The organism is Paraburkholderia guartelaensis (genome assembly GCF_004353905.1).
GTDB classification, from domain to species: domain Bacteria; phylum Pseudomonadota; class Gammaproteobacteria; order Burkholderiales; family Burkholderiaceae; genus Paraburkholderia; species Paraburkholderia guartelaensis.
Map to the genome: position 1 here is coordinate 1 of NZ_SMOD01000081.1, position 15078 is coordinate 15078.

General features: G+C 57.6%; 10 protein-coding genes and 4 pseudogenes. 7 read left to right on the plus strand and 7 right to left on the minus strand.

Annotated features, from left to right (window positions below; translation table 11 throughout):
• Nucleotides 1-548 precede the first annotated feature (548 nt).
• Nucleotides 549-1082, minus strand: a pseudogene (locus tag E1N52_RS41755) (ABC transporter permease); the annotation flags it as partial.
• Nucleotides 1083-1147: 65 nt separating this feature from the next.
• Between E1N52_RS41755 and E1N52_RS41760 the strand changes: the two are divergent.
• Nucleotides 1148-2599, plus strand: a complete 1452-nt coding sequence (locus E1N52_RS41760) for an IS1182 family transposase (protein WP_133190810.1) — start codon at nucleotides 1148-1150, stop codon at nucleotides 2597-2599.
• Between the two features lie 576 nt (nucleotides 2600-3175).
• Here the strand turns inward: E1N52_RS41760 and E1N52_RS41765 are convergent.
• Together E1N52_RS41765 and E1N52_RS41770 are read right to left on the minus strand one after the other, a co-directional pair.
• A complete protein-coding gene (locus E1N52_RS41765; protein ID WP_133190812.1) occupies nucleotides 3176-4600 on the minus strand; it encodes an NAD(P)/FAD-dependent oxidoreductase in 1425 nt (474 codons plus the stop codon).
• A 55-nt stretch (nucleotides 4601-4655) separates the two neighbouring features.
• Nucleotides 4656-5000: a RidA family protein gene (locus tag E1N52_RS41770; RefSeq protein WP_133190814.1), complete on the minus strand. Its 345-nt coding sequence runs from the start codon at nucleotides 4998-5000 to the stop codon at nucleotides 4656-4658.
• Between the two features lie 342 nt (nucleotides 5001-5342).
• On the opposite strand from E1N52_RS41770, the gene E1N52_RS41775 reads away from it, so the two are divergent.
• Nucleotides 5343-6194: a LysR family transcriptional regulator gene (locus E1N52_RS41775; RefSeq protein WP_246089454.1), complete on the plus strand. Its 852-nt coding sequence runs from the start codon at nucleotides 5343-5345 to the stop codon at nucleotides 6192-6194.
• A 292-nt stretch (nucleotides 6195-6486) separates the two neighbouring features.
• Here the strand turns inward: E1N52_RS41775 and E1N52_RS41780 are convergent, their stop codons facing one another.
• Together E1N52_RS41780 and E1N52_RS41785 are read right to left on the minus strand one after the other, a co-directional pair.
• A complete protein-coding gene (locus E1N52_RS41780) occupies nucleotides 6487-7272 on the minus strand; it encodes an ABC transporter substrate-binding protein (RefSeq protein ID WP_133190818.1) in 786 nt (261 codons plus the stop codon).
• A 504-nt stretch (nucleotides 7273-7776) separates the two neighbouring features.
• Nucleotides 7777-8208, minus strand: a complete 432-nt coding sequence (locus tag E1N52_RS41785; protein ID WP_133190820.1) for an Lrp/AsnC family transcriptional regulator — start codon at nucleotides 8206-8208, stop codon at nucleotides 7777-7779.
• Between the two features lie 221 nt (nucleotides 8209-8429).
• Here E1N52_RS41785 and E1N52_RS41790 point away from each other — a divergent pair, with 221 nt between their 5' ends.
• Nucleotides 8430-9509, plus strand: coding sequence for an ornithine cyclodeaminase (locus E1N52_RS41790; RefSeq protein ID WP_133190822.1), 1080 nt, complete (start codon nucleotides 8430-8432; stop codon nucleotides 9507-9509).
• 56 nt (nucleotides 9510-9565) lie between these two features.
• Entirely contained in the window at nucleotides 9566-10525 is a 960-nt protein-coding gene (gene ctlX, locus E1N52_RS41795; protein WP_133190824.1) for a citrulline utilization hydrolase CtlX, read from the plus strand.
• Between the two features lie 323 nt (nucleotides 10526-10848).
• Here the strand turns inward: ctlX and E1N52_RS45165 are convergent.
• Nucleotides 10849-11023: pseudogene (locus tag E1N52_RS45165) on the minus strand (IS6 family transposase); the annotation flags it as partial.
• Nucleotides 11024-11612: 589 nt separating this feature from the next.
• Between E1N52_RS45165 and E1N52_RS41805 the strand changes: the two are divergent.
• Nucleotides 11613-13265 carry a thiamine pyrophosphate-binding protein gene (locus E1N52_RS41805; RefSeq protein WP_133190826.1) on the plus strand — a complete coding sequence of 551 codons (1653 nt, stop codon included), beginning with the start codon at nucleotides 11613-11615 and terminating at the stop codon, nucleotides 13263-13265.
• A 238-nt stretch (nucleotides 13266-13503) separates the two neighbouring features.
• On the opposite strand, the gene E1N52_RS41810 is transcribed toward E1N52_RS41805, so the two are convergent.
• Entirely contained in the window at nucleotides 13504-13920 is a 417-nt protein-coding gene (locus E1N52_RS41810; RefSeq protein WP_133190828.1) for a hypothetical protein, read from the minus strand.
• Here E1N52_RS41810 and E1N52_RS41815 point away from each other — a divergent pair.
• A pseudogene (locus E1N52_RS41815) lies at nucleotides 13919-14782 on the plus strand (ISL3 family transposase); the annotation flags it as partial. The gene E1N52_RS41810 and the pseudogene E1N52_RS41815 overlap by 2 nt on opposite strands.
• A gap of 54 nt (nucleotides 14783-14836) precedes the next feature.
• A pseudogene (locus E1N52_RS41820) lies at nucleotides 14837-15078 on the plus strand (IS256 family transposase); the annotation flags it as partial.

Below are 15078 nucleotides of genomic sequence, written 5' to 3' on the forward strand. Positions count from 1 at the left end.
GCCCTGACCTGAAAGGGTGCCCACTTCCGCATGGTGCAGCTGTCGTATGCCATCGTCTGAGGTTCGACGAGAGGAAGCCTGGAAGAAGCCGGTATCACTACGGTTCGGCGCCTCTCGCCGTGACAATACGGTGAATCAACGATGAGACGTATGCGAAGTCCATGTGTAGTCAACATGGTCGGTGTCGGGACGACACTTAACGCTGTGCTTGAGCGCAGTGCGGTGAAAGTCGCACGCTGCGTTCTTAGGGGGCGGCGACGCAGCAATGCGTTGCTGCTACCCGCCGGCCTCCGCGCGGAAATCGCCGGGTGTGGCACCGTCCACACCGTGCGGCTCTGGCAGCAATGCTAACCCGCGTTTGATTCCTCACGGCAGGCCAGCCGTCTACCTCACGTGAAGTCATACTGCCTATGGAGGGGCCGCGGAAGTATCCGCTCTCGGGCGTGTGCAGCCCGTTGGTGAGACGCGCGGCGACGAAGCCAACATTCGTCGTCGCGTTGTCGTTTTTCCAACCCAATATACGTTTGTATCGGAGCCCCGTGGCATGGGTAGGTGCTCTTGCCCGCATCCTGTGCGACCTTTACGACGTCTGTCAGGCCGATAATCGAGACCAGCGCTGTCGCCTTAACCAGAACTTGCCAGTTGTTGCCGATGCTTGGGAGTGCGAAGCGCATCATTTGAGGAAATAAGATGCGTCGAAAAACAAGAACCGCATTCATCCCATAGGCGGCCCCCGCTTCAAGCTGACCGCGCGGCACTGAAAGGAATGCACCCCGGAATGTTTCCGTGAAGCAGGCTCCATATATGAAGCCGAGTGTCAGGACGCCTGCCGATAACGGGTCGATGTCAAATTGCGCGAGTCCCAAGGCATCAGTTAGATTATTGATCTCAATCTGGATGCTGTAAAAGATAAGAAGCATTAGTACAAGGTCCGGTACCGATCGAATCAAGGTCGTATATGCCGAGCCGATTGTGCGAAAGCCACGATTTTGCGATAGTTTTGCCACGGCGCCCATGAGTCCAAGGACAACCGCGGCCGCAAGGGACAGCACCGATAGTTCGATTGTACGGACAGTACCGGCCGAGGGTGTGTCAAAACGCGCCCGATCGCCTAGACTGAATCAACCTGTTAGCGCGAGAGGCGGAGATGGGGCGATTTGTCGAAGGTGCAAACCGCAATCAGGCAACGTTGCTGCCGGAATGTCTTGAGGACTTTATCGCCGAAGACAACCCTGTCCGGATAGTCGATGCATTCGTAGACGAGCTCGATCTGGCTTCAATGGGATTCGAGGGCACCACGCCCGCGACTACGGGCCGACCGTCTTACCATCCAGCTGTTCTGCTCAAGCTCTATATCTACGGCTATCTCAATCGCGTGCAGTCGAGCCGACGTCTGGAGCGCGAGTGCGAGCGCAATGTCGAACTGATGTGGCTGACCGGTCGCCTCGCACCGGACTTCAAGACGATCGCCGAGTTCAGACGCAGCAACAGCGCGGGCATTCGCAACGTATGCCGGCGCTTCGTGGTGATATGCCGTGACCTGAAGCTCTTCACCCAAGCTGCCGTCGCCATCGACGGCAGCAAGTTCAAGGCGGTCAACAGCCGCGATAACAACTTTACGCCCAACAAGATTGCAAGGCGTCAGGAACAGATCGAGCAAAGTATTCAGCGCTATCTAGATGCCCTGGAGACGGCAGATCGCACGCAACCAGCCGAGGTGGAAGCGAAAACTAAACGGCTACGGGAAAAGATTGAAACTCTTCGCGAGCAGATGCGCGATCTGGATCGTGCCGCAGAACTGTTGAGTGATTTACCGGGCAAACAGGTCTCGCTGACCGATCCTGACTCGCGCTCGATGATGTCGCAGGCCAAGGGTACAGGCGTGGTGGGCTACAACGTTCAGGTGGCTGTCGATACGAAGCATCACCTCATCGTGACCCACGAAGTTACGAACGTCGGTGGTGACCACGCGCAGCTAAGCCCGATGGCCAAGGCCGCACGCGATGCGATGGGCAAGAAGACAATCAGGGCACTGGCTGATCGCGGGTACTTCAGTGCTCCGGAAATCAAGGCGTGCGATGACTCGGGTATTGCGGCGCTGGTGCCGAAAACACAGACATCAGGTGCAAAGGCGGATGGACGGTTCGACCGGGCCGACTTCATCTACATTGCCCGTGATGACGAGTACCTGTGTCCAGCAGGTCAACGTGCGACATACCGATACACCTCCTTCGAAGGTGCCAATCTGCTGGAGCTGCGAACGTACTGGAGTAGCGCTTGCCCGAAGTGCCCAATGAAACGCCAGTGCACGCCTGCTGACTACCGTCGTATCCGACGATGGGAACACGAAGCGGTGCTTGAGGCGATGCAGGCCAGGCTGGATCGCCAGCTAGACGCCATGACGATACGACGCCGGACAGTTGAGCATGTGTTCGGCACACTCAAGCACTGGATGGGATCGACGCACTTCCAGACGCGCGGACTTGGCCATGTCGGAGCTGAAATGAGTTTGCATGTGCTGGCCTACAACCTCAAACGCGTCATCAGGATTCTCGGGTTCGCAAAGACGATGCGTGCAATGAAGCTGGCAGGCGCGTGAACTCGCGCGCCGACGCTGTTTGCCAGTAAACACGATCGCGTCATCTGCCGGTATCTCGGCCTAACGCAACGGCGCTTCCCACCGGGCGTCACCGGTCCGCCGTTCTGCGCGTTTTTACACGGCCTCGGCCATCAGCTGCAGGCCAAATCCGAATAGAAACACACTCGTCTCCACGCTTGCTGTAGATAAGTTAACGGCTAGTCGAAAGCCCCGCATCTCTGCTGTGTGCTCCCCCAATCAGCCACCCCGGACGGCAAAGAGAATCCAGACGGCCAGAAAGGGCGCCCCATCGGGCGCGCAGCGGCCCATTTCCATTCGTTATGCAAACAAGGTTAGTGTGAACGGAACCGACATGCGGCAGCAGACCATCGGGCTTTTTCGCCGCTGAACTCCTTATGAGGTGACATCCCTTGTCGCTGAGTGGTCCTCCTACGGGTCATGAACGGCCACCCTGCGCTGCCCAGATTGCGAAGAGTGCGACATACCCGGATAGTCTTCCCGGTGCCGATTAGAGCGAGCTTCGCCGTTGGTCTAACACCGCCTGCGGGCATCGGCCGCCAATGGATGTGCTCGCCATCATCGGGTTCCGATTCTCAAGCCAAACGTTTTGGGGATGGCCGCAGCGACACGAGGCAACAATCGGGACCTCTTGCCAACTTCCTCGTCTTCTTCGCATCGGAGGATGCCCCAGCGTACGAAGCGCCCGCCAACATATCGAAAAGGCTCCGGCGGCAGCGCTCGTGGCTCTCGCGTACAGAAAGGTAGCGAACTCCATTCGTCTTTTGACCGCAAGACGAGCGACGCAAGACATTGCCCCCCAATGTATGTGGGATTAACGCCATGCCCAGAATATCCGCAGGCGTAGTGGATGCGCGTTCCCGATAACGTTCGAAAGAACGGTAGCCGGTCGAACGAGATATCGATGCCACCGCCCCACGTTCGATCAATCTGAACGTCTCCAAAGGCCGGCAACAGGCGACGGAGTCCGCGCTCCGCGCGCACTGCGGACGCCATGTCAGTAGTCAGTCGCGGATCCGACGTATGTCCACCAAATCCGATGGGGCCCGAGCCAGAACCCATGAGGACCCGCCCATCGATAATCTTCCGGAAATAGTGGACGAACATCCGTAAGTCAGTGATGCCCTCCTCCCGCTTCCAGCCCATCAGGCTGATTTTCTCGGGCGCCGGTTGCGTCACCAATGCGTAGGATGAGAACACGGTAAGAAATGGGACGATCTCCCTGCGCTTCGCGAGTTCGATATTGGTCGCCAGTACCACTTCCTTTGCGATGATTTCACCGGTAGGGGTGACAACGCGATTGAGCGTTCCCTCGTCGAGCCGGATCATCGGCGTGCCTTCGAATACCTTCACATCCGCAGCGATTGCCGCAGCCCGCAACTGGCGCGCCAGACGTGCTGGTTGAACAGTCGCGCCCTCGGGGAAATATATGCCGTCCCGGAAAACGGGAGATCGGCAAATCTCCTGTACTTCTTCGGCCGTCAGCGACCGTACGGTGTCCGCTACGCCGAGTTGCCGTGCCGTATCAAGGTATGTTGCGATTTGGGCGTCTTGCGCCGGTGCTGCGGAGACGCGCATATGACCGTTTTCACGCCACCATACGTCGCGACCAGGCTCGGTAGCAAACAGCCGAATAGCGTCCTGAGCCCGAGTACCGGCTCTTGCAACGGCCAACGCCGCATCTGGGCCAATGTTCGCCGCGATTCCGGTGAGAGACGGCCAGTATCCGCTAACCTTCCCTCCATTTTTACCGCTAGCGCCGGAACCACACTGGGACGATTCAATGAGAGCGACGACGAGATGCGGGGCGCGTTCCTTGAGGGCCAGGGCGGTCCACAGTCCAGTATACCCGCCACCGACGATCACCACGTCAACCGTGAGCACCCCGGTAAGGGCCGGCGCCGCAGGTTGTACCCCCTCGCTGCGGAGCGCTTCCTCAAACCACCAGGACGGATCATTCGGAGCTTTTCCCTGCAGATTCATTTGCCCTTCCCTCTGATAAACGTATATCGCTCTGGCAACATCACGCGTGTCCTGTTCAGGCCACCGCCTGAACCTGGATCTCGACGAGGATGTCTTCCCCTGCCAACTTCGACTCGACCGTCGCGCGCGTGGGGGGATGCTCTTTATCGACCCAAGCTTCCCATACTTCGTTTAGCTCATCGAAGGTGTTGACATCCTTAAGCCAGATATTCGCAACAGCAATACGGGACTTGGCACTGCCGGCGGCCAGCAGAAAGTCATCAATCTGCGCGAGGATATCTGCCACCTGCTCCTTGACGCCCCCTGTAGTGTCGCGGGCCGTTAGCCCAGACAAAAAAACGAATCCATTCGCGATCAATACCTTGCTCAATCGCCCCGTAATCTCCAGCCGGCGGATCATGAAATCTCCTCTTTCGCTAAAAAATTTATGACGTAACGGCTCACTCTCGGATGCCACACCACGCATGCGCATCGGCATCAGCGTCAATCGTTGTCCAGATTCGGATACCTAAAAATCCTCCGCTCCGAGTCACCGAATGCCCCCCACGCCTCTGACGCGACGCGCTACCTGTCACCTCCGATAGCGCCGGATACATACAAACCAGCCCGCACCGCTATCGTGACGCGCGCCCCACAAGCGGTCAAATGCCAATACAATGGGTGCGTATACCATTTCCTTATGGGTGACCCAATGAAGCTCCGACAAATCGAGGCATTTCGTGCAGTAATGGAGTCAGGGTCAATGACCGGTGCAGCGCGCGATCTGCAGACAACCCAGCCCAACGTGAGCAGGCTCATTGCACAACTGGAGAATGACACGCGCCTTGTCCTATTTGATCGCACAGGCGGACGCCTGCTGCCACGGCCAGAGGCCAAAGCTTTGTTTCGCGAAGTTCAGCGGGTCTTTGTGGGACTAAAAAGCCTGACGTACGCGGCAGATACCATTCGTAACCTCGGAAGCGGTCGCCTTCGCATCGGAGCGGTGCCGGGCATTGGACTTAGTTTCCTTCCGAGGGTCGTTGAACGTTTCAGACGGACGAGACCGGGAGTCAACATCTCAATCCATACCAACTCATCGATCACGGTTGAGCAGTGGGTCTCGTCGCAGTTTTGCGACGTCGGAGTCGTGGCCTTCGTTTCAGGGGCGGCAACGTGTCAGATTACCCGGTTACCAGATGCTCAGGCTCTTTGCATGGTTCCGAAAGCGCATCCGCTCGCTCGCCGCACCGCAATCAAGGCGAGCGACCTTCGCGGAGAGGAGTTCATCTCCATGTGTCAAGGCGATGGTTCGCGGGAAAACATTGACCAGTTGTTTGAAGCCGAAGGAGTTGAGCGCAAGCTAACACTCGAAGCACAATACAGTGCTACGTGCTGTGAGATGGTGAAACTGGGTATGGGTGTGACGTTGGTTCATCCACTCGTTGCAACGGACTTCGTCGGCCAGGGAGTAAAGGTTCTTCCTTTCTCGCCGTCCCTATGTTGCCGCAGCTTTCTTCTTTATCCGCCACATGATATCGCCCCGCAACTCGTTAGCGAGTTTGCAACTCTGCTCCAATGCGAGATAGAACGCGAGCTGAAAATCTGGAACGAATAAGCCATGGATGAAGTAAGCAGGCTCGACTGGCTGGCGGCCCATTTTTAACCGTGGATGGCTTGGGGTAGCCGCCTGTGCGGTCAGCATAGGCGGCTAGCACACGAAGAAGTTGTCGGGCCTGTCGATTGACAAGGCATGTCAAAGATCGTTCGTGCAACGAGCTTGTGAGGCGTTATAAGATGCCCACGGCTACAAAACGCTCCAACCCGGGGCTCGACGGCGAATCACGGCATTGATGCAATCACGGGCCGTGTTCAAATACTGTGCGCATGTTCGGAGGTCCGCGAGGATGTCACCCGCCGTACACATCATACGTGAAGTACTTTTCTGCGAGCCTGTCATAGGTACCGTCTTTGCGTATGGCGTCGATCGCGTTATTGATCCCATTAAGAAGGACCTTATCGTCCTTTCGGACACCGATGCATACCCCGTTACCAAATATCGCAGCATCCCTGATTTGAGGCCCACCAGCAAAGCCATAGCCGCGACCTTGAGCGGTCTTCAGAAAGCCGCTCTCAGCCTGCGGGGCAAACGCAAACACCGCGTCAAGGCGACCGTCAACGAGGTCTGCCCATGCCTGGTCCTGCGTCTGATACGAAACGATGTTGACTCCGTTTTCGCCCCAGTACTTTCTCGCATAGCTTTCCTGTGTACTTCCCTGGAGCACGCCAACGCGCTTTCCTCTGAGGGATTCCACTGTTGCCGCCAGTCCAGAACCACCTTTGACGACCAGTTTTTCGATTGGCGCATATAACTTGTCGCTGAAATCGATGATTGCGGCGCGCTGTGAATTATTCGACAGCGACGAGTTGATTGCATCGAATTTCCGCGCCTGAAGTGCGGCTATGATCCCATCAAAGGAATTTTCAATCCAGACGCACTTGACCTTCATCCTCGCGCAGATCTCGTTGCCGAGGTCTATGTCGAACCCAACCAGCCGTCCATCTGGAGACTTGGACTCAAATGGCGGATACGAGCTGTCTACGCCGAAGCGAAGCACTTTGGGGTCTTGCGCAGACGCGCTCGTCGAAAGACTGGTTGCGACAAACGCAAGCAGCAAAGTCGTAATCACCTTCATTTTGGATCTCCTCACTGGCCCCCAAAAGCGGGCAACAAATTTACGCGGCGACGCGCGTTCGGCGTGATTGCCGCGCGGCAGACTTCCTACGATGACCCAAAGCCGATCGCTTCCGGAAGTGGCGCATCAATTGAAGTCTTCCTGCTCCCAAGCCCCGGCCATCTGAAGACGTACGGGGTGGCAAGCCCATCATGCTTGGCAAGTTGGCGTGGCGTCCAATGCGGAAAAATTTGGCGTCTATACGGAATCGGTATACCCAAGCCGTAGAATGTCGCGAAGATACGAGGGTGCGGCAGTGGCTTTCCCGAACCGACAAGAAGGCACCGCGCGCCTTCCTGAACCGTTGTGGCTTGATGGTCGGATTGGCTATCGGAGTTCGCCAACGCAGGGATACAGGTCTACGCATATAACTGAGGAAAGCGCCTTACACCACAACAGACTCTCGCCCCTTTCAAACGCTGCCTGTCCCCTTTCCTTGTGAGCCGTTACAAAGTCATCAGGCCTTCAAACCTTATGCGTCGACAAGAGAATGCTCGTCTCGGAGTTCGCGATTCCGTCAACACGACGGATCGCGCCGAGCACGCGATCGAAGCTCTCCAGCGAATCGGCCTGCAGTTCGACGACAAGGTCCCATCTGCCGTTGGTGCTATGGATCGACACGACGTTCGGATGTCCGCGCAGAACTTTCACGACTTCGGCGGCTCGATTGCCCTCGACAGCGATTGACATCAGCGCGCGGATGCGGTGGCGTTCGACAGCTGGCTTCAACCGAACGGTATAGCCAATGATCACACCGTGTTTCTCGAATCGAGTAATCCGATTCTGCACGGTCGCACGCGCGATGCGCAAATTCTTCGCGAGCGCAACGACCGACAGCCGCGCGTTATCGCGCAGCAGCGAAATTAGCTGACGATCCACGTCGTCGAGAATAACCATCGGACCTGTCGCTCCTGTTAGATGTCGTCCAGCCGCAAGCATGTCGCGTCTGGCCCTGCTCGACCAGCGCGAACCGATCATGTTGTCGAATCGGATCGAGCATTTTGGATAGCTTATCGGGAAATTTGAGGATTTTGTCATCTATCTGCTGGGCGCCCTCCTTGCAACAATATCTCCATCGAGCGGTGGTTTTCGCCGCGCTCACTCCAGGAGATACACCAATGACACGTTTCCTCGACGTTCCTGCCACTGCGCGACTGATAGCAAGGACTGGCGCCACGCCGTTTCTTCGTGAACTCGTCGACACACTGCGCGCCGACTACCTCAACTGGGCCGATTTTGACAAGTCGCCGCGCGTCGCGTGCCACTCGCGCGACGGCGTGATCGAGCTGATGCCCGTTGCGAACGCATCGTTGTTCGCGTTCAAGTACGTAAACGGCCATCCCGTCAACGCCGCGCGCGGGATGCACACGGTGATGGCGTTTGGCGCGCTCGCCGAAGTCGACACCGGCTATCCGCTGCTGCTCGCTGAACTCACGCTGACGACGGCGCTGCGCACGGCCGCGATGTCGGTGCTGGCCGCGCAGGCGCTCGCCCGCCCAGACTCCCGCACGATGGCGCTGATCGGCAACGGCGCGCAGAGCGAATTCCAGGCGATCGCGTTCCACACGCTGCTCGGCATCGAGGAGATCCGCGCGTTCGACGTCGACCCGGACGCGACCGAAAAGCTCGTGCAAAACCTCGCCGCGTATCCGGCGTTGCGTGTTGTGCGCGCCGCGTCGACCGCCGACGCCGTGCGTGGCGCCGACATCGTGACGACCGTCACCGCCGACAAGGCGTACGCGACGATCATCACGTCCGACATGATCGAGCCCGGCATGCACGTGAACGCGGTCGGCGGCGATTGCCCGGGCAAGACCGAGCTAGAAGCGGGCGTCCTGTACGCGGGCCGCGTGTTCGTCGAATTCGAGCCGCAGTCGCGGATCGAGGGCGAGATCCAGCAGATGCCGGCCGACTTCCCGGTGACCGAACTGTGGCGCGTGCTGCAGGGCGAGACGACCGGCCGCGAACGCGCGGACGAAGTCACGGTGTTCGATTCCGTCGGCTTCGCGCTCGAGGATTACTCGGCGCTGCGCTACCTGTACGCACTCGCGCAGCAGAACAACGCGGGCGTCCAGATCGCGCTGATTCCGCCGGCCGTCGATCCGAAGAACCTGTTCGCGCTGATCGACGATCCGGTCGCGATCGCGCAGGGTCAGACGGAGTCCGCCACAGAAACCGTCAACGCGTTCGCGCGCTGATCATCCAGCTCGGGCGGCTCGCGCCGCCCGGTCTTTTGCCTACCTCTCAGCTCTCCATGAATACAGTATCGATTCAGGCGCCGTCTTCCGTCGTGATGGTCCGGCCTCACTGCTTCCTGCCGAATCCGCAGACCGCGGCCGACAACGCGTTTCAGCACGCGTCCGACGACGACGCGAGCCGCTCCGCGTCGGTATCCTCCATCGCACGCGACGAAGTCACAACCGCTGCTCAGGCGCTCGCTGATGCCGGCGTGCGCGTGCACCTGTTCGACGACCACGGCGAACTTGACACGCCTGACTCCGTGTTTCCGAACAACTGGTTCTCGACGCATCCTGGCGGACACATTGCACTGTACCCGATGCGCAGCGTGAACCGCCGCCGCGAGCGGCGCCCCGACGTCATCGAGATGCTGAAGGCCAAGTACCGGGTGCAGGACGTAATCGACTATTCGGGACTCGAATACGACGAGGTGTTCCTCGAAGGAACCGGCGCAATGGTGCTCGACCATGTGGCGCGGATCGCATACACCGCGCGATCGCGCCGCGCCGATCCGGTCGCACTCGAACGTTTCTGCACGCACTTCAATTTCGAACCAATCTGCTTCGATACGGCCGACGCAGAGGGCCGGCCGATCTACCACACCAACGTGATGATGAGCATCGCGACCGAATTTGCGATGATTTGCCTAGACCTGGTAACGGATCGCCACCGCCGCGAGGAGATCGCGCGTCGTCTAACCGAAACGGGACGCACGTTGATCGCGCTCGATCAATCGCAGATCGAGAACTTCGCAGGCAATACGCTGGAATTGTCCGGCAAGACCGGGCGGGTGCTCGCGCTGTCACGCCGGGCGCTGGATTGCCTCACGCTTGACCAGCGCGCGACAATCCAGCGCTCGGCGCGGTTGGTCCCGCTCAACGTCCCGACGATCGAACTCGCCGGCGGCTCGGTGCGCTGCATGCTGGCTGGCATCCATCTCATGCCCCGTAGCCCGCGATGTGTTTCCGACGTTTGATGCAGGTCGGTGACAAGCGAACAGCTATCTCCGGAGCGTGATCACAAGGATCCGAGCAAAGCATCTGCCATTTGCTTACCGTCGGTCAGCGGAAGTCATCGAAGGCGGTCCTCAGGCACAGCTTCGTGGCGGGCGGCATGTCACACACGTCGCATAGCAGCGTTTCTGGCATATAAAAAGGAGACAGCGGCGGTAGTGGTCGGCCTATCGGCTTTAGGCGCGAAAACGTTTTGGCATAGCACTCCGTAGACCTCGAAGCCTTGTTCTCGAATGACACGGCGATCGCATCGAAAACATGGTTGGTCTTCTCGTCGACCACATCACAGCAGCCTGGGTTCGCCGCGCAGCGCCACGAAGACCTCGTCGAAGTGCCATGTCGCGCCCCGTCTGCGCCGAGAAGCTTTAACGCGACGTGCAGAGCACGCGCCGAATTTGTCGCAGCAACGCCCGATCAGTTTCATAACTGACCACGACGCCGCGCTCGAACAGCAACTCTTCGGCCGTCGTCGATATACGGTCGTCCAATGCACGTTAAGCAAATGCCCGGCTCGCTTCGCCTGAGGCAGCTTTAGCGGCCCGTTCTCGAGCGGCCGGAGGACCACCGCTACGCACAAACAGTTGCATCGGGGATTGACGTGGTACAACGGCGCGGCAAGCGTGAAGACGTGAAGCCATGATCGCGCTGCGCGCGTTAGCGACACTGCGACCAATGCCAGTACTCGTTCGAAAGAACGTTCGTGAAACGAAACGAGTGTTGTTGTACAAACCACCGTGCGGTACGCCGATTTAGCAACAACGCCAGTCGAGGCTGATGGCAATTATTGGCTGATTCGTCGCATTTGGAACATTGATGTTCTATTCCAGACCATAGCGATCGCTGGTTGCTCAATAAAAAGGACACAGAATTCCCCACTTCCAGACTTCTGCCGCTGGCATACTCATTGCATGGATCCCGACAAGGCATCAGCTACCCTTCGGCCGAGCGGAAATCAACTTCCTGCCAAGCCAGCATGTGTTTCTGGTACTTAAATTGGATGAAATCGAATCGCTTTTCTGAATCCTTTTCTGAATCAGTCGGGGAATAATCTTGAAAGTTTCCGAATACCTGCTTCACTTTATCAAAAATGCTGGCATTTCCCGCGTCTTTGGGGTCCCAGGCCGCGAGAACGCGCACATATTGTTTAATGAAGTGGACGACATAGATTTCGTCACGGGCCGAGTGGAGTTTAATGCCGGAGTGGCAGCTGAGTTTTCGGGCCGATGCACGCTGCGCCCGCAGGTTGTTTTCTGCACGATGGGGCCTGGCGCGACAAATATGGTAACAGCTGCGGCTTCGGCCCACCTCAACCATTCGCCGCTTCTAATCGTTTCCGCACAACTGGAACGAGATGATCGCCACTACAACGTGACCCACCAATGCGTGGATCAGCGCGCCATTTTCGCACCGGTCACGAAGCTTTCGCTGGAGCTGGAAAATCCCGAAGATCTTCCTGACGTTCTGCAACATGCGTTCTCCGTCATGATGGTCGACCCACCGGGGCCTGTGCATCTGAGTATTCCGGTCGATATATATTCGATGACCCATCCGCGTTTGGTCGCCGACGGATTCCCAGAAGTACCAACCAGGCTCTTATGGCCCCGTTCCAGCCTTAGCGCGTCTAGCGTTAGCACAGTTATCGAGTACTTGCGGAAAGCAGAGCGTCCAATATGCCTGATCGGCCACGAAGTCGTCAGAGCGGGCGCAGAGCGTGAGCTGGTCGAATTTTGTAAAAGATGGAATATACTGATGATGGCGTCTGCAAACGCCAAGGGCTTCCTATCCATGACTGATCCCCTATACATCGGTTCGGCCAGCCCATACATGGAAGGAATACTCAACTATCCGACAGCGCTTGACGACGTCTTCAATGACGTCGATCTCATTCTTAACTTCGGTTATCAGTACGTCGACGATATCTTGCCGAAGATGTGGTGCCGCGGAAAACCTAAGAATGTAATTCACATTTCTGCCCACTCTGCGGAAACGATAAAGGAAAAGTATCGCTTCGACTTCGAGGTAACGTCGAACGTCTTAGATGCGCTTCAGCAACTGGGTGAATATGCGGCCACCCCGAAGCAGCACTTTCCGGCCGATAAGTTGAAGACAACAATACAATCCCATCGCCGACGGAGAAGTTCGTACGGGCGGCTCAGTCCCATCGAGGTGGTGGAGGCCGTCAACAAGAATATCGGCGGAGGCAAGTTTATAACAGACATCGGATACTACCGTCATCACGCGATTCTTTTCAGCGAGCCGACTAGCACGGGCCAATTCTTTACCGATGCTGGCCTCTCCAGCTTCGGGACAGGGCTTGCAAGTGCAATAGGAGCCCAGTTTGTTGACCCGGACAACTCCGTGTTCCTTATTGCAGGAGATGGCGGCTTTCACTCCGGGAGTTGCGATCTGGAAACAGTAGCCCGTCATACGCTCCCTATCGTCATGCTAATCTTGAACAACAACGCGTTCGGGCTAATTGAACGATATCAGCACCGGGGAGGAAACGGAGCGAACGAAGCAATCTTGAAGTTCGGGAGCGTGGACTTCACAGCGCTTGCCAAGGCGAACGGCGTTGCTGGGGCACGGGCTAGCTCATTCGAAGAGCTTGATGCCGCTATTGCGGGACGTGATCGGAGCAAGCCGATTTTGATCGAGGTACCGCTCGAGTATGCTGAGGGAGACGAATTCAGAGAATCGTTCTAACACTACACCCTCGGTTAATTTCCTATACAAGTGAACCTATATATAGGCGAAGAGAATGGTCTGTCCCGCTCGAAAATCGGAGCGGCGGAGCGTAACCGTGAAGATACAGTTGCAACGAAGATGGAGAACACATGAACGGCATTGAAGAGCTTTGACTATTTGAATCCGAGCTCCTAAGATGTTGTCGATCATAAAATTTTTGGATCGTCGGGGGTATCTGTGGGTAGTTTGAGGTAGTTCACGGAGGGCACAGGAAGCGATACAGCTTTTTGCAGGTGGCGTCGAAAGCGTTTTGCGCTTGCTCGTCGAGGTGACGGGAGATCAATGGACCGCCGTATTCATGGACCTGCTGAAGCACAAGTGTGCGTGCGTCCAAGGCCGCAGCATCAGGATCTTCGTAACGCACTTCAATGAGATGTCCACCGAGCATCCATAGGTGATCGCGGTGCCGGTTCAGCGTTTTGCGCGCAAATCCCTGTGCGAGCAGATTCATGAGGAAAGGGGTGAACACGGCCACGATTTCTTGCCCGCAAGGGATATCGGTGTCCTCGAAGCGCCATGAGGAGGCCCAGTTCTGCAGATCCGGGACATATTTCGCGAGCGCCTGCTGTTCGGCGAGAATTGCCGCTTTGCCATCGTCAAGTTTGCTAGCCATGTTGCTAACCCGCCTGCTTAATGCCTGCCATCATTTTCCCGCTTTTGTATATGAAGGTGCGCGGCTGTGTGAGGCAACCCAGTCGATCGAAATTGACGTGCGCCCGCGCAAGGGTTCGAAGCCCATCTGCTCATGCTGTGGCCAGCCAGGCCGGGGTTACGACTCGCTCACGCAGCGCCGCTTCGAGTTTATTCCCGTCTGGGGCTTTGCCGTGTTCCTGCTCTATACCATGCGACGCGTCGATTGTCGTACCTGTGGCGTGAAAGTCGAAGCCCTGCCATGGGCCAACGGCAAGCACACGCTCACCCGTGCCTACATGATCTTTCTGGCGCAGTGGGCACGCAAACTGTCGTGGAAAGAAACGGCACAAAGCTTTCGAACCAGCTGGGAGAAGGTCTTCAACGCTGTGGAGTGGGTTGTCGACTGGGGGCTAACCCATCGCGAACTCGGCACGCCCCGCGCGCTGGGTGTCGACGAAATCCAGTACCGGCGTGGTCACGACTACCTCACACTGGTCTACCAGATCGAGGCTGGCTGCACGCGGCTGCTCTGGGTCGGGCAGCAACGCACGAAGGAAAGCTTCTCGAAGTTCTTTGCCATGCTCGGACAGCAACTGTGCGAAACGGTTGAATTCGTGTGCTCGGACATGTGGAAACCTTACCTCGAAATGGTCGCGCTTCATTGCCCGAACGCCCTGAATATCCTCGACCGTTTCCATATCGTGGCCAAGATGAACAAGGCGATCGATGAGGTTCGCGCGGAGGAATCACGCCGCATGGCTCGTGATGGCTACGAGCCGGTGCTCAAAAAGTCTCGATGGTGCCTGCTCAAGCGGCGCGAGAACCTCACTGGCAAGCAACGCGGGCCTGTCATAAATTTTGTGTGTAAGGCATAACATGTAGCTCAAGGAGCATGTATGCCACGCAAACCCAAGACGTCCCCCGAGGCCCTGACGGCGTTGCCGTCCATTCCGAAGGAACTGATCGACCAGTTCGTGAAGGGGCCGATGACGGCCGAAGCGGTGCATGCCGCCTCAGCGGCGTTCAAGAAGGCGCTGATCGAGCGGGCGCTGGGCGCCGAACTTGGACACCATCTGGGCTATCCGGCCGGCGCCGTGCGGCCCGAGAACGCGACCAACCAGCGCAACGGCAAGAGCGG

Excerpts from the sequence above, each read along its gene's own strand:
- E1N52_RS41760 (WP_133190810.1), top strand. The coding sequence starts at position 1,148 with ATGGGGCGATTTGTCGAAGGTGCAAACCGCAATCAGGCAACGTTGCTG.
- E1N52_RS41765 (WP_133190812.1), bottom strand. The coding sequence starts at position 4,600 with ATGAATCTGCAGGGAAAAGCTCCGAATGATCCGTCCTGGTGGTTTGAG.
- E1N52_RS41770 (WP_133190814.1), bottom strand. The coding sequence starts at position 5,000 with ATGATCCGCCGGCTGGAGATTACGGGGCGATTGAGCAAGGTATTGATC.
- E1N52_RS41775 (WP_246089454.1), top strand. The coding sequence starts at position 5,343 with ATGACCGGTGCAGCGCGCGATCTGCAGACAACCCAGCCCAACGTGAGC.
- E1N52_RS41780 (WP_133190818.1), bottom strand. The coding sequence starts at position 7,272 with ATGAAGGTGATTACGACTTTGCTGCTTGCGTTTGTCGCAACCAGTCTT.
- E1N52_RS41785 (WP_133190820.1), bottom strand. The coding sequence starts at position 8,208 with ATGGTTATTCTCGACGACGTGGATCGTCAGCTAATTTCGCTGCTGCGC.
- E1N52_RS41790 (WP_133190822.1), top strand. The coding sequence starts at position 8,430 with ATGACACGTTTCCTCGACGTTCCTGCCACTGCGCGACTGATAGCAAGG.
- ctlX (WP_133190824.1), top strand. The coding sequence starts at position 9,566 with ATGAATACAGTATCGATTCAGGCGCCGTCTTCCGTCGTGATGGTCCGG.
- E1N52_RS41810 (WP_133190828.1), bottom strand. The coding sequence starts at position 13,920 with ATGGCTAGCAAACTTGACGATGGCAAAGCGGCAATTCTCGCCGAACAG.